This is a genomic window from Metabacillus litoralis (assembly GCF_007994985.1).
Classification (GTDB): domain Bacteria; phylum Bacillota; class Bacilli; order Bacillales; family Bacillaceae; genus Metabacillus; species Metabacillus litoralis.
This window is the reverse complement of the sequence record NZ_VOQF01000001.1, coordinates 540,130-565,635: the sequence shown is the minus strand read 5'-3', so window position 1 is coordinate 565,635 and position 25,506 is coordinate 540,130. Positions and strand designations below refer to the sequence as shown.

Annotated in this window: 22 protein-coding genes; 15 read left to right on the top strand and 7 right to left on the bottom strand. The window is 32.7% G+C overall.

All coding sequences use genetic code 11. The features are described from left to right. Window positions 1-84 precede the first annotated feature (84 nt). The 8 genes from cdaS to FS935_RS02835 all read left to right on the top strand — a co-directional run bounded on the left by cdaS (window position 85) and on the right by FS935_RS02835 (window position 13,010). Window positions 85-708: a sporulation-specific diadenylate cyclase CdaS gene (gene cdaS / locus FS935_RS02870; RefSeq protein WP_240050799.1), complete on the top strand. Its 624-nt coding sequence runs from the start codon at window positions 85-87 to the stop codon at window positions 706-708. A gap of 87 nt (window positions 709-795) precedes the next feature. Beyond that, window positions 796-2,004, top strand: coding sequence for an MFS transporter (locus tag FS935_RS02865; protein WP_146946006.1), 1,209 nt, complete (start codon window positions 796-798; stop codon window positions 2,002-2,004). 472 nt (window positions 2,005-2,476) lie between these two features. Next, window positions 2,477-3,532: a C40 family peptidase gene (locus tag FS935_RS02860; protein WP_146946005.1), complete on the top strand. Its 1,056-nt coding sequence runs from the start codon at window positions 2,477-2,479 to the stop codon at window positions 3,530-3,532. Between the two features lie 361 nt (window positions 3,533-3,893). Further along, window positions 3,894-4,799 carry an AAA family ATPase gene (locus tag FS935_RS02855; RefSeq protein ID WP_146946004.1) on the top strand — a complete coding sequence of 302 codons (906 nt, stop codon included), beginning with the start codon at window positions 3,894-3,896 and terminating at the stop codon, window positions 4,797-4,799. Between the two features lie 10 nt (window positions 4,800-4,809). Next, window positions 4,810-6,726, top strand: coding sequence for a vWA domain-containing protein (locus tag FS935_RS02850; protein WP_146946003.1), 1,917 nt, complete (start codon window positions 4,810-4,812; stop codon window positions 6,724-6,726). A gap of 508 nt (window positions 6,727-7,234) precedes the next feature. Further along, on the top strand, window positions 7,235-10,069 hold the full coding sequence (gene sucA / locus FS935_RS02845; protein ID WP_146946002.1) for a 2-oxoglutarate dehydrogenase E1 component: 2,835 nt from the start codon (window positions 7,235-7,237) through the stop codon (window positions 10,067-10,069). A 127-nt stretch (window positions 10,070-10,196) separates the two neighbouring features. Then, window positions 10,197-11,441, top strand: a complete 1,245-nt coding sequence (odhB, locus tag FS935_RS02840) for a 2-oxoglutarate dehydrogenase complex dihydrolipoyllysine-residue succinyltransferase (protein WP_146946001.1) — start codon at window positions 10,197-10,199, stop codon at window positions 11,439-11,441. A gap of 222 nt (window positions 11,442-11,663) precedes the next feature. Continuing rightward, complete coding sequence (locus FS935_RS02835) at window positions 11,664-13,010, top strand: sodium-dependent transporter (protein ID WP_146946000.1); 1,347 nt, start codon at window positions 11,664-11,666, stop codon at window positions 13,008-13,010. A 102-nt stretch (window positions 13,011-13,112) separates the two neighbouring features. On the opposite strand, the gene FS935_RS02830 is transcribed toward FS935_RS02835, so the two are convergent. Continuing rightward, window positions 13,113-14,024 carry a superoxide dismutase gene (locus tag FS935_RS02830; protein WP_240050798.1) on the bottom strand — a complete coding sequence of 304 codons (912 nt, stop codon included), beginning with the start codon at window positions 14,022-14,024 and terminating at the stop codon, window positions 13,113-13,115. 64 nt (window positions 14,025-14,088) lie between these two features. Next, entirely contained in the window at window positions 14,089-16,017 is a 1,929-nt protein-coding gene (locus tag FS935_RS02825) for a terpene cyclase/mutase family protein (protein WP_146945999.1), read from the bottom strand. A 332-nt stretch (window positions 16,018-16,349) separates the two neighbouring features. Here FS935_RS02825 and FS935_RS02820 point away from each other — a divergent pair, with 332 nt between their 5' ends. From FS935_RS02820 to FS935_RS02800, 5 genes are all read left to right on the top strand, one after another. Further along, window positions 16,350-17,576, top strand: coding sequence for an MDR family MFS transporter (locus FS935_RS02820; RefSeq protein WP_146945998.1), 1,227 nt, complete (start codon window positions 16,350-16,352; stop codon window positions 17,574-17,576). Between the two features lie 73 nt (window positions 17,577-17,649). Further along, window positions 17,650-17,856 (top strand): DUF6501 family protein, encoded by a 207-nt coding sequence (locus tag FS935_RS02815; protein ID WP_146945997.1) that lies wholly within the window; start codon window positions 17,650-17,652, stop codon window positions 17,854-17,856. Between the two features lie 221 nt (window positions 17,857-18,077). Next, window positions 18,078-18,614, top strand: coding sequence for a helix-turn-helix domain-containing protein (locus FS935_RS02810; RefSeq protein ID WP_146945996.1), 537 nt, complete (start codon window positions 18,078-18,080; stop codon window positions 18,612-18,614). Window positions 18,615-18,712: 98 nt separating this feature from the next. Continuing rightward, complete coding sequence (locus tag FS935_RS02805; protein WP_146945995.1) at window positions 18,713-19,222, top strand: GNAT family N-acetyltransferase; 510 nt, start codon at window positions 18,713-18,715, stop codon at window positions 19,220-19,222. 255 nt (window positions 19,223-19,477) lie between these two features. Continuing rightward, window positions 19,478-20,674, top strand: a complete 1,197-nt coding sequence (locus tag FS935_RS02800; protein WP_146945994.1) for a DHH family phosphoesterase — start codon at window positions 19,478-19,480, stop codon at window positions 20,672-20,674. 381 nt (window positions 20,675-21,055) lie between these two features. Here the strand turns inward: FS935_RS02800 and FS935_RS23335 are convergent, their stop codons facing one another. From FS935_RS23335 to FS935_RS02790, 3 genes are all read right to left on the bottom strand, one after another. Beyond that, entirely contained in the window at window positions 21,056-21,208 is a 153-nt protein-coding gene (locus FS935_RS23335; RefSeq protein ID WP_158638518.1) for a hypothetical protein, read from the bottom strand. 95 nt (window positions 21,209-21,303) lie between these two features. Further along, window positions 21,304-21,747, bottom strand: coding sequence for a cupredoxin domain-containing protein (locus FS935_RS02795; RefSeq protein WP_146945993.1), 444 nt, complete (start codon window positions 21,745-21,747; stop codon window positions 21,304-21,306). A 345-nt stretch (window positions 21,748-22,092) separates the two neighbouring features. Then, window positions 22,093-22,437 carry a YflT domain-containing protein gene (locus FS935_RS02790; RefSeq protein WP_146945992.1) on the bottom strand — a complete coding sequence of 115 codons (345 nt, stop codon included), beginning with the start codon at window positions 22,435-22,437 and terminating at the stop codon, window positions 22,093-22,095. A gap of 506 nt (window positions 22,438-22,943) precedes the next feature. Here FS935_RS02790 and proC point away from each other — a divergent pair. Further along, window positions 22,944-23,738, top strand: coding sequence for a pyrroline-5-carboxylate reductase (gene proC / locus FS935_RS02785; RefSeq protein WP_146945991.1), 795 nt, complete (start codon window positions 22,944-22,946; stop codon window positions 23,736-23,738). A gap of 240 nt (window positions 23,739-23,978) precedes the next feature. Here the strand turns inward: proC and FS935_RS02780 are convergent, their stop codons facing one another. Both FS935_RS02780 and FS935_RS02775 read right to left on the bottom strand, forming a co-directional pair. Beyond that, window positions 23,979-24,188, bottom strand: coding sequence for a cold-inducible protein YdjO-related protein (locus tag FS935_RS02780; protein WP_146945990.1), 210 nt, complete (start codon window positions 24,186-24,188; stop codon window positions 23,979-23,981). 194 nt (window positions 24,189-24,382) lie between these two features. Beyond that, entirely contained in the window at window positions 24,383-24,562 is a 180-nt protein-coding gene (locus FS935_RS02775) for an H-type small acid-soluble spore protein (RefSeq protein ID WP_146945989.1), read from the bottom strand. Window positions 24,563-24,728: 166 nt separating this feature from the next. On the opposite strand from FS935_RS02775, the gene FS935_RS02770 reads away from it, so the two are divergent. Beyond that, window positions 24,729-25,349, top strand: a complete 621-nt coding sequence (locus FS935_RS02770) for a DUF421 domain-containing protein (RefSeq protein ID WP_146946326.1) — start codon at window positions 24,729-24,731, stop codon at window positions 25,347-25,349. The last annotated feature ends 157 nt before the right edge of the window (window positions 25,350-25,506 follow it).

Sequence of the window (25,506 nt, the reverse complement as noted above, 5' to 3'; positions counted from 1 at the left end):
ACCTCCCTTTATAGTATGGTGTATTTTAGGAGATAATACTCGTAATAATTTATAAAGATTTATAGCTGAAAGGAGATTTATCATTTGGAAAACCCTTCAACATTTGTTCATATAAAAAATCATATCTCTTATCACCTTGATCAAATTATAGAAGAAGCTCTTTCGATGAAGAACTCTATAGGAGAGAAGGATTATTGCTTATTATGTGAACTTTCACATATAAGAGAACGATTTGATGAAATTCAGTCCTCGGCCTCATTTTTTTACTTAAAGGCATATATTGGAGAATTCACAAAGAATTATATTGAAATTGCAAAATCTTTACAAAATTTATCAAAGAAAAGACATGGTGCACTCATCATTGTAGAACGGACTGAAACAACAGATCCCCACATTCAAGGTGGTATTCAAATTAATGCGGATTTATCAAATAGACTAATTGAAAGTATCTTCTATCCTGGCAATCCTTTACATGATGGAGCACTTCTTATAAAAGGAGATTTAATTTATTCAGCAGCAAATGTACTTCCGTTAACAACACAAAATTTTGGTGCTGAAAAGGTTGGTACAAGACATCGGGCAGCAATTGGACTTTCGGAACAAACAGATGCATTAATTTTAGTTGTGTCAGAAGAAACAGGAAAGATGTCTTTTGCATTAGAAGGTTCACTTTATCCAATTAGTTCCTCAGATACTAATTTACACTAATATTACATTGCTCTATTTCGAGTAGCGAAATAATTTATAGGGTGTTATAGTAGGTTTACATACAAATTATTGGAAGAAGCTGAAACTATGTGGAGAAATAAAAATGTTTGGATTTTATTAATAGGTGAGCTAATAGCTGGTTTGGGATTGTGGATGGGGATAATCGGTAATTTAGAGTTTATGCAAAAATACATCCCCTCAGATTTTATGAAATCAGTTGTCTTGTTTCTTGGATTGTTAGCTGGAGTGTTTTTTGGTCCATTGGCAGGTAAAGTGATAGATACTTATTCAAAGAAAAAAGTGATGATTTATGCAGGAATTGGACGAATGCTAAGCGTTGTATTCATGTTCATGGCAATCCATTTTGAAGCAATCATTTTTATGGTATTTTTCATGGTTAGCATTCAAATTAGTGCTGCTTTTTATTTTCCGGCTATTCAAGCAGTCATTCCTTTAATTGTTAAAGAAAAAGACTTAATTCAAATGAATGGTGTTCATATGAATGTTTCTACATTAGCACGTGTCGCAGGTACTGCTTTAGCAGGGATGATGCTTGTTGTGTTGGAAATTGAATCTTTGTATATTGGATCTATGGTTGCCTATTTATTTATCTTGATCACGACATTTGCTTTGGATTTTGAAGAGGCTGATTTTGATAAGGTAAGAAGTAATAAGACTAGTAGTTTCAAAGATGTATTGCCAGTTTTAAAGGAAGTTCCTATTGTGATATCAGCACTTGTTCTTACCGTTATTCCAATGCTGTTTATTGGTGGGTTTAATTTAATGGTTATTAATATTAGTGAGTTACAAAACGATATATCAATAAAAGGTCTTTTATATACAGTAGAAGGATTATCATTTATGATTGGTGCTTTCTTTGTAAAGAAAATAACACATTTATTACCCCCTATTAAGCTAATGTTCATTTTTGCCTTTTTAATATCGATAGCCCATCTTTCATTATTCTTTAGTGATATTAAATTTATGTCACTTATTTCTTTCGGTCTCTTTGGGTTAGGGGTTGGGTGCTTTTTTCCTATCGCTGCGACAATATTTCAGACGAAAATTGCTAAAGAATATCACGGCAGGTTTTTCTCCTTCCGTAATATGTTAGATCGTATTATGTTTCAAGTAGTCTTATTGAGTACTGGTTTACTGCTTGATACAATTGGGCTTCAATATATGGTCTTGATTTTTGGTGTTTTGTCTCTATCCGCAGTCATTTATTTTGCTTTATTTAATAGTCGGAAAAAAATTAATGAACCTCAACTCATAAAGGGAAAAAACGTTGTCTAAATATATAATACAAATTAAAGACAGAATTCACCTTCTGTTTTTTTATATTTTAAACGGACTCTATATTTAACAACTAGATTATTTTCTTTGTATGATTATAGATGAACATGTATCTTTTTACCTATTTTTGGCTTATTATACTTTTTTTTAGAGAATTATGTAGTTTTATGTACACGAATCAATTAAACTATTTTTATCCAGGTAAATGGAATGCAACAAGGTTTTAAGGAGAAGAGTGGGGATATAGTACTAATTTTTATTACAGTTCATTCTGCGAGTATTAACTTGCTGAAATGAGTGTTTTTCTTTAATAAAGGTGTTTTCGTGAATTTTGTTGCTTTTAAAGAAAGAGTGAACTCTCTCACAATAGTAAATTTGAACTCTTGTGAAAAGAGATTGTATTACCCAACTAAGGTAAAATTAAATCTTTTCCACAAAGAGTTTTAGAAAAACCTAGGAGGTACATATTTAGATGAAGCAGAAAATTTTAGGACTTACAGCTACAGCTGTAGTCGGATCGTCCCTGTTTGCCTCAGCGGCAGCTGCCGAAAGTGTAGTGGTTAAAAGTGGGGATACTCTATGGAGCTTATCTCGACAATATGACACAAGTGTTGGATTAATTAAGAATGCAAATGGTTTATCTAACGATTTTTTGAAAATTGGACAAGTATTAGAACTACCTAATACAAATAGTCAAATACCAAAATCTAATCAGCAAACAGCATCGACTGTAACTCCTAAAGTTTCAACTACAACAACAAAAGCTGTTACGTATGTAGTGAAATCAGGTGACTCATTATGGGTAATTGCAAGAGCTACCAACACAACAGTCAGTGAGTTGAAAAAACTAAATGGACTAAAAAATGACCTCATTAGAGTTGGTCAAAAATTAATAGTGAAACAAGCAACTACGACTACAACAAAAGAAACTGAAACCATTCCTGTAACTACACCAGTTAGTTCAAAACCATCACAAGCAGAATCATCTTATTCGGTAAAAGCTGGTGATTCATTATGGAAGATTGCTAACCAATTTAACATTACAGTTGCTGAACTCAAGGTATCGAACAAACTTACATCAGACGTGATAAGAGTTGGACAAGTTTTAAAGATTTCAGGTGAGACTTCTATCCCAGAAGCGCCAAAAAATACTGTTGAAACTAAACCAACAAGTAAAGTCGATACAATGATTAATGAAGCGAAAGCACTTATTGGTACACCCTATGTGTGGGCAGGTAACACACCACTTGGGTTTGATTGTAGTGGATACATTTATTATGTGCTAAATAAAGTAACATCTGTTTCTCGCTTAAGTACAGCTGGTTATTGGGGTATAATGAAACCAGTGGCTGCACCATCAATAGGCGATTTTGTGTTCTTTACAACATATAAGGAAGGTCCTTCACATATGGGGATTTATTTAGGAAATAATGAATTTATCCATTCTAGTAGCTCTGGTGTAACAATTTCATCATTAACTAATACATATTGGCAAAAGCGTTATTTAGGAGCAAAACGTTTTTCTTAATTTAAATTAATTAGTTTTTTAAAAAGACCTTTTAGGTCTTTTTTTTTTGAAGAACTTTAACTTTCTTCATTATAATTGAGATTTTTGAATACTAGATGTTTTTCTAGTATACTCGAGTGTGGATTATAAAATTTATTTAAATATAGGTTTTGTTAAAGATTTATGTTGATTTTAGTACAACATTGGTAATTGTAATGCAAGTATAAGACTTCTGTGTTAGAAGCGTTTCAAAAAGGTTTTATTTTTTCCCGGGAAGAGAATGCCTGTAATCGACATCAACAGCAAAGTTTAAAGAGCCTAAATATTAGTGATGTTACAAAAACAATACAAAATAAGCCTTACAATCATGTGTAAGTGTTAGATGAAAAATGAAAGAAGGACTATTATGAACTCAAAACAATTAAGTGCATTACCAGATAAAATAAAAGAAATAATCGAAGGGAAAGTAAAAAGGTTTGAAAATGCCCAAGGAATAATTGGTGAAAGTGGTTTTACTCCTTCAGATGAAGCCATCTTAGAAGATGCAATGATTGTACTTGCACTGGGTAAAAATGTTCTTTTGAAGGGGCCGACAGGTTCTGGTAAAACAAAGCTCGCTGAAACATTATCTCATTTATTCGGTCAACCTATGCATAGCATCAACTGCTCTGTTGACTTAGATGCAGAAGCACTATTAGGTTTTAAGACAATTACTAATGATAACGGAAAGACATCAATTGATTTTGTTTCTGGTCCTGTTGTAAAAGCTATGAAAAATGGTCATCTGCTTTATATAGATGAAATTAACATGGCAAAGCCAGAAACACTTCCTATATTAAATGGGGTTTTAGATTATAGAAGGATGATCACAAATCCTTTTACTGGTGAAGTTATTAAATCTGATCATGATTTTACGGTTATAGCTGCTATAAACGAAGGGTATGTAGGAACCGTTCCTTTAAATGAAGCACTAAAAAATCGTTTCGTAGTTATTGAAGTTCCTTATATCCAAGGAAAAGAGTTAAAAAAGGTATTAGAAAATCAATCATCTCTTAAGGATGAAAAATTACTAGAGACATTTACAAGATTATCAGCTGATCTGTTAACACTTGTCCAAAATGGTCAAGTTTCAGAAGAGGCGGCTTCTATAAGGGCACTTATTGACACATGTGACTTAGCGAGCTATATGCCTCCTAAAAGATCCATAGAGAGAGCAATTGTTGATAAGCTAGAAGATGAAAGAGAGAAAGCTGCAATTCGAAATCTAGCAGATACTCTTTTTGAGTGAGGTTCTTAAATTGAGATTTATTAAATTTAACGATCAACAAGTAGATTCTTTTTTATTTATGGAGCTATCAGATCTTGCTAAAGCTTTAACGAAACAAGCTGATATCGAAGTTGATTTTAGTGTTCAATCATATTTAGATCCAGTTGATAGAAAAATATTTATTAGTCATTTTTGGGATCATAGGGAAAAAAATGAAACAGTTGAAGGTTTTAAAAGTGATATCTTTTTAAGAAGTATAGGCAACTTCTATTATACAAACTTTAAAGAAATTGGACTGTTTATACAAAAAATAGAAGCTTATAAATTGAAAAGTTTTGCAAAACAACTTTGCATGCTATTAGAAGATATTCGCCTTGAAGAAATTTGTATAAAAGATCGCCCTGGAACAAAAAAAGCCTTTAATATTAGAAAGAAGTTATATAGAAAACACTTTCAAGGTCAATTAACGATACACCAAGAACGAAATATTATGACAGATGCACTTTTTAACTATATCTATTTAAAGCTTACATCAGAGTCATTAGAAGAAATTCCGTTATTATCTGAAAGTTTAGATCGAACAATTCCATATATAGAAACAAAGATATTTTCAATATATGAAGCAAAAACAACAACAGAGAGTATTAAAATTGTTCTAGATATAATGGATGTATTAGAAGAGATTCTGGATAAAGATATGTTAAATACATATTTCTATTTAGCAGAATTAGCTTACGATACATTTCAGGCAAATACTCTATTTGAAGAGCTTAAGAGAAAATCAAAGTTAAAAAACAAAGACTCTTTAAAAGATGCAAAATCAGGTGATGAGGATGTTCATGAAGACAAACTACCAACTTGGCATAGCGAGACTAGTAAACCAACGAAAAGTTTTCTTCAATTTGAGTTGGAACAAGGGACGAATACGACTATAAATGGTGATGGAACTGTCCGTGAAGGTGAGGACACAGACCAGGCACTTGCAATGGTACAAGGAACATCGAAAAAAGCGAAAAAGAATGATTATTCAAAGTTAGAAGCACTTGAAAATACAAGTGAAGAACGATCAGCTGGAGGGGATTTAGCATATGGAAAAGAAAATAAATATGCTATCCCTATTTTCATCGATGCAATTTCTCCTAAAGCTAATGAAATAGATGAATACACAGAAAATCGGTCTAACATAATGTTATATCAAAACAAGCTTAAATTAATGATTCTTAAGACATTAGAGCATAAAAGGACAATGCCTAGAACAGATCTTCACATCGGTAGATTAAACAAAAAATTTTTACGTTTACTAACAGATGATAACCCAAAGCTATTTTACAAGAAGCAAGAAAAATCACCAGAAATTGATGCAGCTTTTACGTTATTAGTCGATTGTTCAGCATCAATGTACGATAAGATGGATCAGACAAAGTTAGGTATAACTTTATTTCATGAAACATTAAAATCAGTACGTGTACCACATCAAATTGTAGGTTTCTGGGAAGATACTAATGAAGCGACAAAAACATATCAACCTAACCATTTTCATAAGGTTATAACATTCGAGAAATCATTAAATCAACAATCAGGACCAGAGATTATGCAACTGAAACCAGAAGAAGATAATCGAGATGGTTATGCAATTAGGCATATGACAAAGCAATTATCAAGACGTCAAGAAAAACAAAAATTCCTTTTAGTCTTTTCAGATGGTGAACCTGCTGCCATGGGATATGAAAGAAATGGAATAATTGATACACATGAATCGGTTTTAGAAGCAAGAAAAATGGGAATAGAAGTACTGAACGTGTTTCTATCTACAAGGGAAATTGATGAGGCTACTAAAAGTACCATCCAGAATATATATGGAAGATATAGTATTTTTGTGGAAAAAATTGAAGAATTACCAGAACAGCTTTTCCCACTGTTAAAGAGATTACTTCTAAACACAATTTAACGGGAAAAGGCTGGCTTGATTTTAAGTTAGTCTTTTCTTGTATGTAAGAATACTATTGAAGCAAACTTTATCCTACTTAATTAATCGCCTTGAACTAATTGCAAAGTATATATTATGAAGGGATGTAGTTAGATTTAGAGCTTTTTTTACATACACTAAAAAATTTTAATAAAAATTTAGTTTAAAATAATAAATATTGTACTTTTTTTAGGATACTTTGTTGTAAAATAAGAATTAAGTAAATAAGTTAATTGTATGATAATTCTCTAAATTGAAGAATACTTAATAACTTACAGGAAGATTTTAAGAAATTAAAATTTTTTTTGAATTTTTCAATTAACTGTATTGGAATGTGAAGTTAGCAATGTTAAAATAGCATTGGAAGCGTTTTAAAATCATATTACTATATTTTTACTGTAATTTAATATTGTAGGATAATAACTTGAATTCTACGAACGTATCAGAATGTAAATTCTGATCATTTAAGAATAGTTGGGGGTAATGTTACATGTCAGATGGTTCAAATATACGAAATTATCCTTGGGAAAATTTTCACGGCCCTAACCTCGGCTATGTCATGGAACAATATGATTTATATAAATCTGATCCAGATTCTGTTGACATAGAATTGAAAGAGATTTTTGATAATTGGGGTTCTCCATCTATACAAACTAAACAATCCAGTTCAGCAGGCAATGACTCAATTAGTGCTGATAAAATGAAACAGATCGCAGAAGCAGTTAAGCTAGTAACAAATATCCGTAGATATGGGCACTTAAATGCATCGATTTATCCTTTTGAGGACACAACAGAGAAAAATGAGTTTCTTCGTTTAGAAGAATATGATTTAACAGAAGAAGATTTAAAAGATATTCCTGTCCATCTTTTGTGTGAAGATGCACCAGCACATGTAACAAATGGACTTGAAGCATATCAATATTTAAAAGAAGTATATAAAAGTTCTATTGCTTTTGAATTTAGCCATGTACATAATTACGAAGAAAAAACATGGTTAGTTAAGATGGTAGAATCAGGTAATATATTCAAACGTTTATCAACTGAAAAACGAAGAAGCATTTTAAAAAGATTAACAGAAGTTGAAGGGTTCGAACAATTTCTTCACAGAACATTTGTTGGTCAAAAGCGTTTCTCAATCGAAGGCTTGGATATGCTTGTACCAATTCTAGACGAATTAATCTCACGTTCAGTAAAAGCAGGATCAGAAACGATCAATATTGGGATGGCTCATCGTGGCCGTTTAAATGTATTAGCACACGTACTTGGAAAACCATATGAAATCATCTTTTCCGAATTTCAGCATGCGCCAAATAAGGAATTAGTTCCTTCAGAAGGTTCTATTGGCATTAATTATGGTTGGAGTGGAGATGTAAAATATCATTTAGGTGCTAATAAGCAAATCAAAGAACAAAGTGAAGTTCGTGCGAAGGTTACATTGGCCAATAACCCAAGTCATCTTGAGTTTATTGATCCAATTGTTGAAGGTTATACTCGCGCGGCTCAAGAAAACCGCACTGAGAAGGGTTATCCAAAGCAAAATGTTAATGAAGCAATGGCAATTTTAATCCATGGTGACGCTGCATTTCCAGGTGAAGGTATTGTTGCTGAGACGTTAAACCTAAACAAATTAACAGGCTATCAGACAGGTGGTACAATACATATCATTGCTAACAACATGATTGGCTTTACAACTGAGAGCAGAGACTCACGTTCAACAAAATATGCTAGTGACTTAGCAAAAGGATATGAGATTCCAATTATTCACGTAAATGCTGATGATCCTGAAGCTTGCATAGCTGCAGTGTATATCGCAATGGAGTATCGCGAGAAATTCAAAAGCGATTTTCTCATTGACTTAATTGGGTATAGACGTTTTGGTCATAATGAAATGGATGAGCCATCAATGACTCAGCCAAAACTATATGAAAAGGTTCGTAAGCATCCAACAGTTCGTGAGATATATGGTAAAGCTCTCGAAAATGAAGGCGTTCTTAAGACTGAAGATATCGAAAAAATAAACAATGAAGTACAAACAGCACTAACCGAGGCATATAAGAAAGTACCTGATAAAAAAAGTGTTGAAATATCACGTGAAATCAAGTTACCAGAATTTATCAATAGTGGTCTTCCTGAATTAAAGACTGCTGTAAGTAAAGATGATTTATTAAAATTAAACCAAGAGTTAGTAACATGGCCAGAAAATTTCAATGTGTTTTCTAAATTAAAGAGAATTCTTGAAAAGAGAGCTAAATCATTTTCCGAAGAAGGTAAGGTGGAATGGGCTTTAGGAGAAGCATTAGCATTTGCTTCTATACTAAAAGACGGCACACCTATAAGACTATCTGGACAGGATTCACAGCGTGGTACATTTGCGCAAAGACATATTGTTCTACATGATGTGGATAATGGAGAGTTTTATTCACCATTACATCAATTATCAAATGCAAATGCATCTTTTGCTGTACACAACAGTCCATTATCAGAAGGATCTGTTATAGGTTTCGAATATGGTTACAATGTTTTTGCACCTGAAACCCTAGTATTATGGGAAGCTCAATATGGAGATTTTGCAAATGCTGCGCAAGTGTTTTTTGATCAGTTTATTGCAGCTGGACGTGCGAAGTGGGGACAAAAATCTGGACTAGTTATGCTGTTGCCTCATGGATTTGAAGGGCAAGGTCCAGAACATTCAAGTGGAAGGTTAGAGCGTTTCTTACAACTTGCAGCTGAGGATAGTTGGCAAGTTGCAAACTTAACTAGTGCTTCTCAATATTTCCATATTTTACGTCGACAAGCAGACTTATTAAAGCGTGAAGAAGTTAGACCGCTAGTTATAATGACACCTAAAAGTTTGTTAAGAAATCCATTAACAGTATCTGATATTAATGAACTATGCGAAGGTGAATTTAAGCCGATTATTGAACAACCAGGACTAGGCACTTCTCCTGAAAAAGTAAAAAGACTTGTATTATGTAGTGGAAAAATAGCAATTGATCTTACTGATAAGCTTAACTCAATGGATGAGAATCTTGATTGGGTCCATATGTTAAGAGTTGAAGAATTGTATCCATTCCCTAAAGAGATAATTACTTCTATTATGGAACGTTTAACGTCACTTGAGGAAATAGTGTGGGTACAAGAAGAGCCTCAAAATATGGGTGCATGGACATTCTATGATGCAAAATTACGAGAAGTTGCTCCAAATGGAATACCAGTAAAGTATATTGGGAGAAGAAGAAGACAAAGCCCGGCCGAAGGAGATCCTAACATTCATAAAAAAGATCAAGAGCGTATTGTTACAGAAACATTGACTTGGAATAATTAATTGACCACTTATTTAATAAATTGAAAAAAGACGGGGCTTGCTATATTCATAATGTGGCAGTTAGTCAATATAGATGTACTAACAGCACATCTCTTCAAAAAAGCAAGTGCTCAAGGGGGAAACCAACATGGCTGAAATTAAAGTACCAGAACTAGCAGAATCTATTACTGAAGGAACGATTGCTCAATGGCTTAAGCAACCAGGTGATGTAGTTGAAAAAGGTGAATACCTTTTAGAAGTTGAAACAGACAAAGTAAATGTAGAATTAACTGCTGAATTTTCTGGAGTTTTAAAAGAGCTGTATAAAGAGTCCGGTGATACAGTTCAAGTTGGAGAATCAATAGGGGTAATTGATGAGAGTGGAGAGGCTTCAAGTTCTGAGCCTGCTAAAACTGAAGAAAACAAACAGGAAGAACCTGTATCTTCGACTAAAGAAACTAGTTCTTCAGTTGAAGAAGATAAAAAACAACGCACAATCGCTTCACCTTCGGCTAGAAAGCTAGCACGTGAAAGAGGAATTGATTTACAGCAAGTTCAGACTTCAGACCCGCTTGGGCGTGTTCGTAAACAAGATGTTGAGTCTCATACAGAACGACCAAGCTCAAAACAGGTTGAACAACCTAAATCAGCTCAAAAACCATCAGCCCAAGCTCAACAGGAAGATGGATCAAAGCCAGTAGAACGAGTTAAAATGTCACGACGTCGACAAACAATTGCAAATCGTCTAGTTGAAGTTCAACAAACTGCTGCAATGTTAACAACATTTAATGAAGTTGATATGACAGCTGTTATGGAAGTTCGTAAACGTCGAAAAGATAAATTCTTTGAACAACATGATGTTCGTCTTGGCTTTATGTCATTCTTTACAAAAGCAGTTGTTGCTGCGTTGAAACAATTCCCATTATTGAATGCTGAAATTCAAGGTAATGAAATACTAATGAAGAAATTTTATGATATTGGAATTGCAGTATCTGCTCCAGAAGGATTAGTTGTTCCAGTTGTGAGGGATGCAGATCGTTTGAACTTTGCTGGTATTGAAGGCGAGATCATGAATCTTGCAACCAAAGCTAGAGACAATAAATTAAGTTTAGGAGATCTACAAGGTGGTACATTTACGATTACAAATGGTGGGGTGTTTGGTTCGTTATTATCAACACCAATCTTAAATGGCCCACAAGTTGGTATTCTAGGAATGCATAAGATACAGTTAAGACCAATAGCAATAGATGCAGAAAGAATGGAAAACCGTCCAATGATGTACATTGCCTTGTCTTATGACCATAGAATTGTTGATGGTAAAGAAGCAGTTAGTTTCTTAGCGGCTGTTAAAGAATTATTAGAAGATCCAGAATCATTATTATTAGAAGGTTAAGTAAACAACAAAGCAGAAAGGTGATGTAAGCCTTTCTGCTTTGTTGTTTTTTGCTTTTTAATAATTTTATGTAAACCAGTTTTTCTTAAATTTCATTTCATATTATGTTAGTAAAATGATAAAATGGAAGCTTATATAATGTTTGATTAGTATTGGGTGTTTAATTATATTAAATAATCATAACCAATCTACCTACCAAGCAAAAATTTTAGAGGTGATTATGTGAGTAATAATGTTGAACAATGGTCTTCAAAACTAGCATTTATTCTTGCTGCAGCAGGTTCTGCAATTGGTTTAGGTGCAATATGGAAGTTTCCATATGTGGCAGGTACAAGCGGAGGGGGAGTATTTTTCCTGATCTTCATCTTGTTTACCGTTTTAGTAGGTTTACCACTACTGTTAGGAGAATTTATTATTGGAAGAAGTACACAAAAGGATGCAATACAATCTTACAAACAAATTGCACCAAGATCATCCTGGCATTTAATAGGGAGACTAGGTGTTTTTACATGTTTTATCTTACTTTCATTTTATAGTGTTGTTGGTGGTTGGATATTAATTTATATTTTTAAAGCATTCACTGGAGAATTAAGTGGGTTAACTGATCAACAATATGGTGAATTGTTTGGTTCAAGCATAACGAATCCATTTTTAGTTGTATTTGCTCAGCTATTATTTTTACTTATAACAATATTTGTCGTATCAAAAGGGATATCCAACGGTATAGAAAAAGCTAGTAGAATAATGATGCCAGCATTATTTATCCTTTTTCTTATTATTATCATCCGATCTGTTACTTTGGATGGAGCAATGGAAGGTATTATTTTCTTTTTAAAACCTGATTTTGCAAAAGTGACATCTGAGACAATATTATATGCGATGGGTCAATCCTTTTTTGCATTAAGTGTGGGTGTTTCTGTGATGGTCACATATAGTTCATATTTATCTAAAAATGAAAATCTACCACAATCTGCAGTATCAATTGTTATATTGAATTTATTAGTGGCATTTTTAGCAGGATTAGCCATTTTCCCTGCGGTGTTTTCATTTGGATTGTCACCTGATGCTGGGCCAGTTCTGCTATTTAATGTTTTACCAACTGTCTTTAATCAAATGCCTCTTGGTATGTTCTTTTTAATTGGGTTCTTACTTTTATTCTTATTTGCAACGTTAACATCTGCATTTTCTATGCTTGAAATTATTGTTGCTCCATTAGCTAAAGGTAATCAATCTCAGCGTAAAAAGTTTTCCTGGTTACTTGGATTTTGTATTTTTGTTGTGGGTATTCCTTCTGCACTTTCTTTTGGTGTGTTAGATACAGTTACATTATTTGATAAATCAATATTTGATGCAGCTGATTTTTTAGTTAGTAATATTTTAATGCCATTAGGTGCGTTACTAATATCAATATTTGTGCCATTAAAAATATCAAAAGAAAGCCTTTATAATGAACTTACTACAGGATCATCATTCAGTAAAAAGCTATTTGTTATTTGGTATCTTTTGATTAAATACATCGCACCGATAGCCATACTCTTAGTATTTTTAGATGTTTTAGGTCTAATCTAAAGACGAGATTTTCACTTCATTTTTAAACGTGTATTATAGATAGTTAAACGGCTGATGATAGTTAGACCATCATCAGCCGTTTTTTTGATATTTTATAAAAAATCAATATGGTTGCCAAGTGATTTGTTTTGCTTGTTGAAGTCTATTTTCAACTTCAGTCCAGTTTACAACATTCCACCAGTTATCTACATATTTGCCCCGTTCATTTTTATACTGAAGATAATAGGCATGTTCCCATACATCTAATACTAATAAAGGAACAACATCCCATTGACTCAAATTTTGATGCTTTTCCGCTTGAAGGATTTCAAGCCTTCGTGATCTAGGTGCCCAAACTAAAATCGTCCAGCCGACAGCTTCAACACTTTTAGCTGCTTCTGAGAAATGCTTCTTAAAGCTTTCAAAACTTCCAAACGTTTGAGTAATTTCATGTAATAACATCCCAGAAGGCTTACCTCCGCCTTTAGGACTCATAATATTCCAAAATATTGTATGAAGATAATGACCTGCGCCGTTAAAAGCAGCTTCTCTTTCCCAATGTTTAATAAGAGAAAAATCATTTGTTTTCCGAGCTTTTTGCATTTCTTTTTCAGCTTTATTGAGCCCATCAACATAGCTTTTATGATGCTTATCATGATGTAATCTCATAATTTCACTATCAATATACGGCTCTAAAGCATCATAGCTGTATGGTAAGGGGGGGAGTGTGTGTGCTCCTATGGGAACAGAAACTGATTGTTGATAATCTCTTAAGGCTTTATCGTCATTTATTTCGATACTTTGGTTGAAAAAATCTTCTAATTGTAAGTAGAGTCCATTGGCTCTCTCATAAAGCTCTTTTTTTTCAAATGAAACCTCTTCTGAAAGTTGTTCTTTAAAATGATTAAATTCATTTTGCCAATGTTCAAGCTCATTTGCTTCAACAATTCTTGCCAAATCTTCGGCAGCTTCTTCGTAACTTTTTGTGATTTCTTCACACCAGGTTTTCATTGATAAGATATATTCTTCTGACAAACTAATCCCTCCTGATTTTCATTCGTACCCAATATATGCAAAAACATAGAATGTTTGATCATATTTATTTATCTTTTTGATATGCTCTGCTTCTAGGGTGTTTTTCGATAGCTCTTTTGAAATGTGAAAGTGTTAACAACGGAAATATATAATTATAGCTATGATAAGTAATATAGAATTGTCCAGGTAAACCAATACCAGTTGGGTATGTTTTGGAATCCTTACTGAATGAACCTTGATCAAGCAAATGAGTTATTCCTCTTATAACAGAGTCTGAATGTGCTCTTTTAGCCATAATTAGAGCATCTAAAGCCCAAGATGTTTGAGAAGGTGTACTGAATTCTAAAGAAACATAGCTTTTTATTTCACTGCTTTTACAAGATTCTCCCCATCCACCGTTTTGCAATTGAACACTTTCTAAAAAACTGATAGCTTTTTTTATGGCAGGTGTACTAGACGGCAGTCCGACAGCTAATAAGCCTGTTATCGCTGCCCATGTTCCATATATATAGCAAACACCCCAACGCCCATACCATGAACCATTTTCTTCTTGATTTGTTAGTAACCAATTTACAGCAGCTTTTATGTTGGGGTTTTTCAATGTCATTCCAGCATAATTTCCTAAAAATTCAAGTGTTCTTCCTGTCAAATCTGGAGTGGAAGGATCGATTGCAGCATCTTTTGCATTATCTAAAGGTATATAGGTGAGAAGCTTAAAATCTGTGTTTTTCTCAAAAGCAGCCCAACCTCCGTCATTGTTTTGCATTGACAGTAAATAAGTTACTCCTTTATACCATGCTTTTTGACTTTTCTCTTTTAACTGGGCCTGATGAGTTAACGCTCTTAAAGCGGCAGATGTATCATCATTATCAGGATTTATCGTATTATTATCAGAAAATCCCCAACCACCAGGAGGAATAGTAGGATTATGAATCTTCCAATCACCTTTTTTAATATGCTGTTTTGATAGTAGGTAGGTAATAGATTTATTAATCACTTGTGTCTCATTTCTACTTACCTCTTGAAGAGCAGAACTAATTAAAGCTGTATCCCATACTGTTGATGTAGAATTTTCTAAGTGCAAGCCGTTACAATCAGTATTAACTAAACCTTTAAGCCCATCAATTGCGTTTTTTATAAGTGGTGATTGTTTTGTATAGCCGAGAGAAAGGAGAGAATAAATCATAAAAAAGGTTGAACTAGCATAGCTGTAAAGAGTTCCATCATCTTCAATCCTTTTTAGCATATATGTTTGAGCTCGTTGATAACCTAGATGATGCAGATATGATGGAAGCTTGAGAAGTCTATTTAATTCATTTACTAATGGGTTACTTTGTGAGCGTGTGTAGGTCGTTAAATCCCAAGATTCAGCAGCTCTATTTTGTGAAGAAACAAATAAATGTTCAATATTTGGTGTATGTTTTGATTTTATTGTAAACTTCTTATTTGCAACTATCATCATTGGAATAAAATGAATTCGCGCATATGTACTTAATTGATAAAAATTTAGAGGAAAGGCATAAGGTATAAGTAGAAATGTCATTGGAATATAAAAAATAGAAGGCCATTGATACAGTCCATTAACAGCAAGCATCCATTTTGTCATAAAATGAGTTTGATTTGGTCCACCATTTTTTTTGATGAAATCTTCAGCTTTCCTCAGTAATGGATGCTCCTGTGAATAAAAACCAGAGTATAAAAGTGCACAATAAGCCTGAACAGTTGCTGATAAATTACCACTCTTTTCGTCTGGGTATGCTTTCCACGTTCCATCAGATGTTTGTAATTCGAATATTCGGTCAGCTAGTTTCTTAATTAGTTTTTCCTCATGATCACTTTCTATATTAAGACTGCGAAGAGTGATGATCATAAATGCATCAGTCATTAAACCACCTTCAAAGCAGAAGCTCCATGAGCCATCTTGATTTTGTGAGTTTTTTAAATCCGCTATTATTGTATTAATTTTATTATCAATAGCTTCCTTCGTAAACATAGAAACATTCACCTCAAGTTATGACTATGCATATAGAAACAGTTATATGAAATTGTTAGATCTTAAGTTTTCATTGAAAAGAAACTCAAAGAATTTTTTCTGTTCTTTTTCCTATTTTTAGGTATAATTTAATATTATCCAATAATAAAGGCTCTTTTCTCAAAGATTGTTGCTAATAGCCCTAATAATCTGTTAAAAACTGTGTGTTTAACGCTAAAAGGTATTTAAAGAAGAAAAGATGCACTAGACTGTATACAGTGAGGTTTCCTTTAGGTTATTAAAAGCAACAAAGTTTACGAAAACAGCCATAATAAAAGAATGAAGGCGAAAGAATGAACTCTTTAAAAGGTATGAGCCCTATAACCATTAATATTATAGTAGGAACTTTATTTGGCAGATTAGCAACATCAATGTGTATTCCATTTTTAGCAATCTATTTAACTCAGGAGAAACAGGTTTCACCAGCAATGACCGGTGCGATCATTGCAGTTAGCTCCTTATTTGGAATTGCAGCTAGTTTTTTTGGTGGTTATTTATCAGATCGATGGGGCAGGAAAAGCATTTTACTTCTATCAATCTTCGCTTGGGGATTGGTTTTTGTTGGCTTTGCATTCACTCAATCTATTGCCGGATTCTTCATAATGAATGCGTTAAATGGTTTGTGTCGGGCAGTTTTTGAACCAACCTCTAGAGCCATGCTTTCAGATTTAACTGATGAAAAAAATCGACTAATCATTTTTAATCTTAGATATACAGCAATAAATGTGGGAGTTACATTCGGACCACTTATTGGCCTTCAACTAGGATCGGCAGCATCAACTACACCGTTTTTATTTGCAGCGTTCTTGTATTTTCTATATGGATTATCACTTGTTTATACTTTAACTAAAAGTGAGATACCAGAGGATAGTGTTGTAAGTAAAAGGGTCCATTTTAAGGACGCGATCATAATTGTAAGAAAAGATACCATTTTTCTTCTAACAATTATAGGTCTTGTTTTATCAATAACAGGCTATTCACAATTCTCTTCAACATTGCCACAATATTTTTCAAGCTCAGCTTCCTTTGATAATGGTGTAAAGCTATTCTCATACTTATTAACGTTAAATGCAATTACTGTAATATTGTTACAATTTCCATTAATCAAAATCGGAAAGAAATATTCTCCATTAGTTTCAATTATGTTCGGTAATATCATCATTTGTATAGGGTTGATCGGATTTGCTTTTATAACAGATCTTTCTTTATTAATTGTTATGATTGTTATTTTTACTGTTGGAGAAATACTTATGTTTTCTATGACAGACTTATTAATCGATCAAATGGCTGTTCCTAACTTAAAAGGAACTTATTTTGGAGCGATGGGCTTTACACAATTAGGCAATGTCATTGGACCATGGATTGGTGGAGTGTTACTACAGTATTTTGGTGCAAATCAGCCAATATATCTTTTCGGAACATTAGTAGTAGTAACAGGGTTAGGAGTGCCAATACTTTTGTATGTTAAATATCTGATGAAGGCAAAGGCAAAAAAAGTAATACAACAACAAATCATTTAATTCTCATTAATCATTGGCTTTTTGTTGATTATTAGATAGAATATGATCAAAGCTAGAAGAAAGGTGGATAATGATGATACATAAAACATGGCAAACAACAGCACCAGTAAAGAAAGTTAAATGTGTGCACACGAATGCTGCAAAGTATATGGTTGACCGTGCATTAACAGCTGAAAAAGAGTATGATGTTCAAAATGAAACAGAAGAGTTTTATTTTGTTATTGATAACACTGGTAAAGTAGGCGGGTATTACAAGGATTATTTTGAAGTTATTAAGTAAGTTTTTGTGAGGATAGCCTAGGTCATTCTTTTTTTTATTTTTTTAGGTTTAGATGCTACCTTATGGACAACCTTCTTTTCATTAACTATGGAAATATGAATTTAGGTGAAAGAGAATCTATTATCACTTGCATTTATGATTAAAATATTATTATAATTGATAATAATAACAAAAAACCTTTCTTAATTGAGTAGTTGAGAGGTAAAGGAGGAATGTTCAGCATGAATTCAAAAGCTAAGTTAATCCTTCATCCTGTTAGAATGAAAATTGTACAAACTTTAATTGGAAAAAAAGAATACAATGTGCAACAAATAGCTTCGAAGTTGACAGATGTACCACAAGCAACTTTATATCGCCATCTTAACAAGTTGTTAGAGGCAGGTGTATTGAAGGTTGTTCGTGAAAATCAAATTAGAGGAACGATAGAGAAATTTTATTCTTTAAATGAAAGTGCAGTATCCCTAACTGATGACTTTAGGAAGTTAAGTAGAGATGAACATCTCAATCTGTTTTTAACTTTCATGACACATTTACTAGGACAATATGAAAATTATTTACAGCAGGATGAAGTTGATTTACTTAAAGATGGTGTAGGATATCGGGAAGCTATTGTTTATTTATCAGATAAGGAATTCCTCGAATTTACAGAACAATTATCAGAATTGATGAAAAAGGTAATAAAAAACGAACCTTCAAGTGAAAGAACTGCAAGACATATAGCAAATGTCTTTATCCCAGAGACATCAAAAAATAACTAGTCAATCTCATTTATTCATGGTATTACTATTAATATAACACGAAAAGTTTAAAGGAAGATCCAGTATCATTCTGGTTAGAGTAGAAAGGAAAGAGAAATATGAGTGAAAATAAATTATTAATAAGAGATGCAAATATAGAGGATCTGGAGAAAGTTGTTGAAATTTATAATACTTCAATTCCTGGTCAATTAGCTACTGCAGATCTTGAGGAGATATCAGTGGAAAGCCGAGTACAGTGGTTTCATGATCATAATGCTCACAGAAGACCATTATGGGTACTAATTGAAGAAGATCAAATTGTAGGATGGTTGAGCTTTCAATCATTTTATGGAAGACCAGCGTATAATGCAACTGCGGAGGTTAGTATTTATCTTCACCCACTTGTTCATGGAAAGGGCTATGCTAAAATTCTAATTGAACGTGCAATGAAAGAATGTCCTACTCTTGAAATTAAGACATTATTAGCATTTGTGTTTGGTCATAATAAACCTAGTATTAATTTATTTAAAAGTTATCAATTTGAAGAATGGGCCAATTTACCAAGAATAGCAGACATGGATGGTGTTGAGCGGGACTTGGTGATACTTGGAAAACGTATTGTAGATTAAGAAGATGGAAAGGGTAGGTAAGGTAGGAGAATGTTTAACCTTATGTACCCTATTTATATATGGTTTGTTAGTCCTAAATAGTTCTGCTTGTTTTTAAGTGAAGTATTACTATCCATGGCTTTAGGAGACTTTTTTAAACTAAATACATAATGTAACGAAGAGCAAAAGTAAACGTGGAAAATTATTTGCATAGAAAGAATGAGTTTTAACACATACTTAATACTGATTTTATTTTTACTAGTTAGAGGTGTATTCATGCAATTTTTAATTTTTACTCATAATGATTTAGATGGTGTAAGTTGTGGTATTCTTGCAAAATATGCATTCAAAGAGAATGCTGAAGTACGATATAACTCGGTAAATAGTTTAGATTATCAAGTAGAACAATTTCTCACTGATCACAGTGGGAGTATCCCTGAAGATTTACAATTATTTATCACAGATTTGTCGGTTAACAAAGAAAATGAGATTAGATTAAATGAATTTGCAAATAAAGGTGGAAAAGTTCAACTAATTGATCATCATAAGACAGCTTTGCACTTTAATGAATACAATTGGGGAGCTGTTACGGTTGAAGAAGCAAAAGGGAAACTTGCTTCTGCTACTTCATTATTTTATACATATTTAGTCGAAAAAGGTATGATTAAATCAAATAAAATTCTCGAGGATTATGTAGAGTTAGTTCGTCAATATGATACATGGGAATGGGAAAAAAATGAAAATATTCGGTCAAAACGATTAAATGATTTATTATATTTACAATCAATTGAAGAATTTGATGAAAGTATGTTAGCAAGAATAAATAACGATAAAGAGTTTTCTTTTAGTGAATTTGAAGAAAAATTGTTAGATGTTGAAGAAGATAAAACTGAACGTTATATAAGAAGAAAGAAAAGGGAGATTATTCAAGCAAGGGTTGGTAAAGCATGTATAGGTGTTGTTTATGCTGAACTTTATCACTCTGAACTTGGTAATGCATTAGGAAAAGAATACCCTTACCTTGATTGTATAGCGATTTTAAATATGGGAAACAGAAAAATTAGTTTTCGTACAATTCATGATACCTTTGACGTATCAGAACTAGCTGCTAAATATGGTGGTGGTGGCCATGCGAAAGCTGCAGGTTGCTCATTAACAAAGGATGCTTATAAAGAATTCGTAGAAAAGCCTTTCTCTTTAAAACCTATAAGACAGGATTCCTCTTACAATAAAATGAACATGAAAGAGAATTGCTCTCATTATGAAAACCATGAGAAGGAAGAATTTTTACTTTTCGAAAAAGATAAAGGAAATTGGGCAGTAGAGAAAAACCATGAATTGCTAAAAGAGGGTTACCAATCGTTTGAATTAGCTGAACGGTTTATAAAAAGGTCTTACTCAGCAAGTTTATCAAAAGATGATCAATTAATAGGCTATTTAATGAAAAATTATCAATATAAGATAAAGAAATAAAATCTTCTTAACAGTTTTAAAAATAGGCTTAAGTAAGCTCATGTGGATGATCTTACTTAGAATCACTGTATTTAATGAGGGTCAATAATAGAAATGGCTGGGACAAAAGTATTTTTAACAAAAGAGAAACAAAACAATGGTTGTGGTGTAGTTAGGACGAAATTGAAATATACGTTATATTTCTGCAGGAAGCTTGCAAGCCTTCTGGTGCTTACGCTGTAGGGTCTAGCTGATGTTTTTGCCCCCAGGGTATACGTATATTTCAATCACTAAGCTATAATTATGTTCGGAATTTTTGCTAATCACTTAAGTTATGTACCAGCCACTTTCTTAATAGTAAATAATTATAAATAAAAGATATGAATGCACGGTATATATGAATTATGAGGCATTATGTTCTAATTGAGATATTTCAGAGCGGTGAACTAGTATAATATCATCAATTACTGAATCAATCTTTTTAAGTTCAATATATCCACTGCTGTATGCATAAAACACTTGATATAACTCTTTATTATAGATGACAACTTCCAAAACTAATCACCTGGACCTTTCCAAATTTTTGTATAGTTCCATACCCCTTATTCCGTTTATTTAAACTAGGTATTTATTCCTATTTTAGTGAAAAATTAATCAACAACAATATATGCTATCATTGGAACTCCATGACCATTATCTGTATGTGTATCGCAAATTAGGCGATAAGTTCCCTCTTCATTAAAATGCAAAGGGATAACTGTTTCTTCACCTTTTTTTACAACTCCTTTTATATCTGTTCCTTCAATATAAAAAGGATGTTCTTTTCCATTTACTCCATAAATACTCAAAGATACATCTTCTCCTTTTGGTATAACAATTGTTCCGGGATCCCATCGATATGCTTCAATTTTCTTTCCATCTGAGGTTGTTGAGGTAAATTCACCTGTTACCATATTAATGACAATATCATTTTGTGATTCCTGACTATTTTGAAATGTTGGTAAAGCTTCTTGATTAAAGTAATATAAACTACCTACTAGTAAGCCTGCTAATACAACAAATAGCCATTTTCTTTTAATAATAATAAAGCGCATATAAATCCCCCCTTAGCTTGGCTTATATATCTATATGTATTTGTAAGGACGAACTTGTCTATAAATTAATAAATATTTAAAAGATAGAGGATTTTCGAGGATGACTAGCTTGAAAGTTTGATAGTCCGTTTTATTTCTTTATATGATAGCGACCTATATCATCGCAACATTTGGTAATAAGAAAGCCAACGAAGAAAAGCGTTTTTGCTTTGTTCATCCCGAAAAACTATAAAGAGTAACACCTGAGATAAAGGCAATAAGAAGTGAGAAGTTGACATATCGTAAGGCATTTTAGCCTTTTGCTAGTCAAAAAAAGAAGCTGGAAAAATTCCAGCTTCTTTGTATTTATACTAATTGATATTTTTCAGGATTCGTTACAATTAGTAAAACCTTCCCTTTATCTAGTTTCTCTTCATATGTCTCAGCTTCGGTTTTTGAAAAGCCAATTTCGCTTAATTTGTTTCTTAGTTCATCACCTTTTTTATTGAAAAAGTTACCGACTGCATTAGTGATTCCCGTTTCTTCAGGACTGATTGTGTTTGTTTCTGCTTTTTCCGAAATTCTTTCTGTTCGTTCATCATCATGTGAAAGAACATAAACATCATCTGATTTAACACCTTTGTTCTTTAAATCATTTACAGCTTCTTCAATTCGATCTTCATTCTGATACTCTTCGATATAAGGTTTCATATAATATATTCCTCCTTTAAAAGTATATTATTCTATTACACGAAAGAGGTAGCTTCAAACATAAAATAATAGATATTATTAAAAATAGTCATATTCTACTAATGATTAATTGTATGTTTAAGCTTTTTTATACACCTTTACTGTAAGATTTATGAGCAACATTAAGCTAAATAGAGTCAATTTAGATCAAGCTTTACTAGTAAAAGAAATAGAATAGAAATCATTACCACTTATTAAATGAAATTTTCTAGTAATTTTTCTATCTTTTTTATGTTAATAATGTTATAGTAATAAAGCGATGAGCTGAATTGTGTAAGTCGAATGACATGCCAACTGGCTAAATGCACGATGTGGCGTGCAGTTGTTCGCCTCAATACGCAAAGGACGTCTAATTAGACGTCCTTTTTTATATGCCAAAAACAAAAAGATAAAACCGTAAGTTTTAGAAAGGTCTATGACATGATATAGTAATTTTATTACTACACAAAATGTAAAGGAGAAATAGGATGAAACCTTCTATATTATTTATTGGGGCTGGAAGAATGGCAGAAGCAATCATTTCAGGTCTCCACAATAAAGGGCAGAAACAAATCAATCAGATTTTTGTAGGAAATAGATCGAATTCAGATAAGTTAAAGGAACTAGAAGATAAATATGGGATTATTCCTGTAAATCAGTTGCAAGATTGTATAGATCAAGTGGATATAATCGTCCTTGCGATGCCTCCAAGTGAGCATGAGGTGGTTCTTGAGAATATACATCCTTTCATTTCTAATCAGTTTGTCGTTACGATCGCAGCAGGAATGGGACCAGAATCATTAGAGAAAAGATTACCTTATGGAACTGCTGTAGGGTGGATAATGCCAAATACTGCTGCAGAGGTTGGTCGTTCTATTTCTTTATATACATATGGTCAATTTATAAAAAATGAACATAAGCAACAAATGGAAATACTTGTAAATGTAATCGGGGATTCACAGCATTGTACTGAAGAAGAAATACATAAACTGACAGCCATTACAGGAAGTGCACCGGCATTTCTTTATCAGTTTGCAGAAATCTTAATATCTATGACAGAGGATTTGGGTGTAGAAAGAAAAATAGCTCAAAAGCTTGTAACTGAAATGGTTATAGGTTCTGCAGAAATGCTTAAAACGGGTAAGTTACCTATGGAACTTAGAGATCAAGTAACAACACCAGGCGGTGCAACAGCTGCAGGACTTGAGGTGTTAAAGAAGGGCAATTTTGATCAACTATTAAAAGAAGCTGTGATCGCTACAAATAAAAAAGCTAAAGGCTAAAGGTAGGTTGACAAATTTTGTAGAGGTATCTCTAGAATTTCAAATAAAAAACCCATGGCTAATTTTTTATAGCCATGGGTTTTTGTTTATAACTTTGTTGTGCAGTGACTAATTTAAAAGGAAATGGCACTGTATAAAGTCTAGTGGCATCTTTAAAAATATGTGTCTAACTGATAAAGAGATTAATTTAAACCATCTTTAAAAAAGCCATTATAAAAGAAGTGTTTCTAATTTATGAAATTATTCTTTTTTAATACTAACAGCAGAAAAATTCTCTAACACAGGCAGTGTTTTTTCATCTTCTACCATTGCGTGTCCACATAGAGGACATTCTGGTTCTTCATCTGACTTGAAATTATCTCTCATCCAACCGTTACAGTCATCTGAATTACATGACCATATTTTTAGGTTTACCTCTGGTGGTTTTTCTACTTGCTGTTGAAATCTCATTTGAACACATCCTTTAGTAAGGAGATTTAGTACTACATACATTATACACATTTTACCTGGCAATATGTATAATTGTTAACAAATTCCTGACAATCCATAAGAAAAACCGTATAACTCAAGTTGTTTTATGTATAAAAACTAGAAATTTTATGTCAGAACTTCAATTCACAGAAATTCTGACATGAAAATTTTGCTTAAGCCTCGATTAATTCTGAAACTGCTACCTGTGATCTTTCTTCAAGTGGACCTCGTAAATGACAAGTAACCATTTCTTGCTCTTCATGTAATTCATCAATCCAAACAGAAGTACCATTATACATTACTTTAATATCAGCTGATGAAGATAGAATTTGTTTAACACGATTAATATCCATTACAATACCTCCAATAAATTGATCACTTTATTTTGTACAAATATTTTCTGTTTTATACATTTTAGATTTCGACTTTATGAAAAAGGTTTTTTTATAGCTATTATGTATAAAAAGGTCAAGTAAACAAAAATTAGTAGTAGAAGATGAAAAGGTGGTTAAGTTGGATATGGATTACAGTTTAATATGGAAAGCGATTGTTATTGTTGTTGGAGGCACAATTCTATTAAGGATAGCTGGGAGAAAATCAATTTCGCAGATGACACTTGCTCAAGTGGTCATCATGATTGGACTAGGATCATTACTTGTTCAACCACTTGTTGGAAAAAATGTATGGAGCACTTTAGTAGTAGGGCTTATGCTAGTACTTACTCTTGTTTTCTTAGAATTTAGTCAAATAAAAATGGATGGTATTGAAAAGTTTATTAGCGGTAGAGCAAAAGTGATCATAAAAGACGGACAGTTGCAGGAAAATCAATTAAAGAAAGTACGCGTTTCAGTGGATTTATTAGAAATGAAACTAAGACAAGCAAGTGTAAGTAAAATAGAAGATGTGAAATTTGCAACAATAGAACCTAATGGTCAAATTGGCTTTGAATTAAAAGATAACAAAAAACCTGCTACCAAAGAAGATATTGATAATATATTTCAAGAGCTTCAGGTTCTTAAACAGTCATTAAATATTCTACCTTCTATAAATAAGCAAAACATACCTTCAAATCAACCTGACTTGTTTACTGAAGTTGTCAAGAATAGGCATGATATAAAACCTCCAGAACATTTACAGTAAGTAGTAAAGTTCAAATTACGGCCCTACATGTAGGGTCTTTTTTGTGCAGAAATACTTCGACATTCTTTACTAAAGAAAAACTTAATATAAGACTGCTGAGTTTATTTTGTATATAGCACATTTTATATTACTAGTATTTTCATCCACACATCTATTT

Excerpts from the sequence above, each read along its gene's own strand:
- FS935_RS02865 (WP_146946006.1), top strand. The coding sequence starts at position 796 with ATGTGGAGAAATAAAAATGTTTGGATTTTATTAATAGGTGAGCTAATA.
- FS935_RS02860 (WP_146946005.1), top strand. The coding sequence starts at position 2,477 with ATGAAGCAGAAAATTTTAGGACTTACAGCTACAGCTGTAGTCGGATCG.
- FS935_RS02855 (WP_146946004.1), top strand. The coding sequence starts at position 3,894 with ATGAAAAATGAAAGAAGGACTATTATGAACTCAAAACAATTAAGTGCA.
- sucA (WP_146946002.1), top strand. The coding sequence starts at position 7,235 with ATGTCAGATGGTTCAAATATACGAAATTATCCTTGGGAAAATTTTCAC.
- odhB (WP_146946001.1), top strand. The coding sequence starts at position 10,197 with ATGGCTGAAATTAAAGTACCAGAACTAGCAGAATCTATTACTGAAGGA.
- FS935_RS02825 (WP_146945999.1), bottom strand. The coding sequence starts at position 16,017 with ATGTTTACGAAGGAAGCTATTGATAATAAAATTAATACAATAATAGCG.
- FS935_RS02820 (WP_146945998.1), top strand. The coding sequence starts at position 16,350 with ATGAACTCTTTAAAAGGTATGAGCCCTATAACCATTAATATTATAGTA.
- FS935_RS02815 (WP_146945997.1), top strand. The coding sequence starts at position 17,650 with ATGATACATAAAACATGGCAAACAACAGCACCAGTAAAGAAAGTTAAA.
- FS935_RS02810 (WP_146945996.1), top strand. The coding sequence starts at position 18,078 with ATGAATTCAAAAGCTAAGTTAATCCTTCATCCTGTTAGAATGAAAATT.
- FS935_RS02805 (WP_146945995.1), top strand. The coding sequence starts at position 18,713 with ATGAGTGAAAATAAATTATTAATAAGAGATGCAAATATAGAGGATCTG.
- FS935_RS02800 (WP_146945994.1), top strand. The coding sequence starts at position 19,478 with ATGCAATTTTTAATTTTTACTCATAATGATTTAGATGGTGTAAGTTGT.
- FS935_RS02795 (WP_146945993.1), bottom strand. The coding sequence starts at position 21,747 with ATGCGCTTTATTATTATTAAAAGAAAATGGCTATTTGTTGTATTAGCA.
- FS935_RS02790 (WP_146945992.1), bottom strand. The coding sequence starts at position 22,437 with ATGAAACCTTATATCGAAGAGTATCAGAATGAAGATCGAATTGAAGAA.
- proC (WP_146945991.1), top strand. The coding sequence starts at position 22,944 with ATGAAACCTTCTATATTATTTATTGGGGCTGGAAGAATGGCAGAAGCA.
- FS935_RS02780 (WP_146945990.1), bottom strand. The coding sequence starts at position 24,188 with ATGAGATTTCAACAGCAAGTAGAAAAACCACCAGAGGTAAACCTAAAA.
- FS935_RS02775 (WP_146945989.1), bottom strand. The coding sequence starts at position 24,562 with ATGGATATTAATCGTGTTAAACAAATTCTATCTTCATCAGCTGATATT.
- FS935_RS02770 (WP_146946326.1), top strand. The coding sequence starts at position 24,729 with ATGGATTACAGTTTAATATGGAAAGCGATTGTTATTGTTGTTGGAGGC.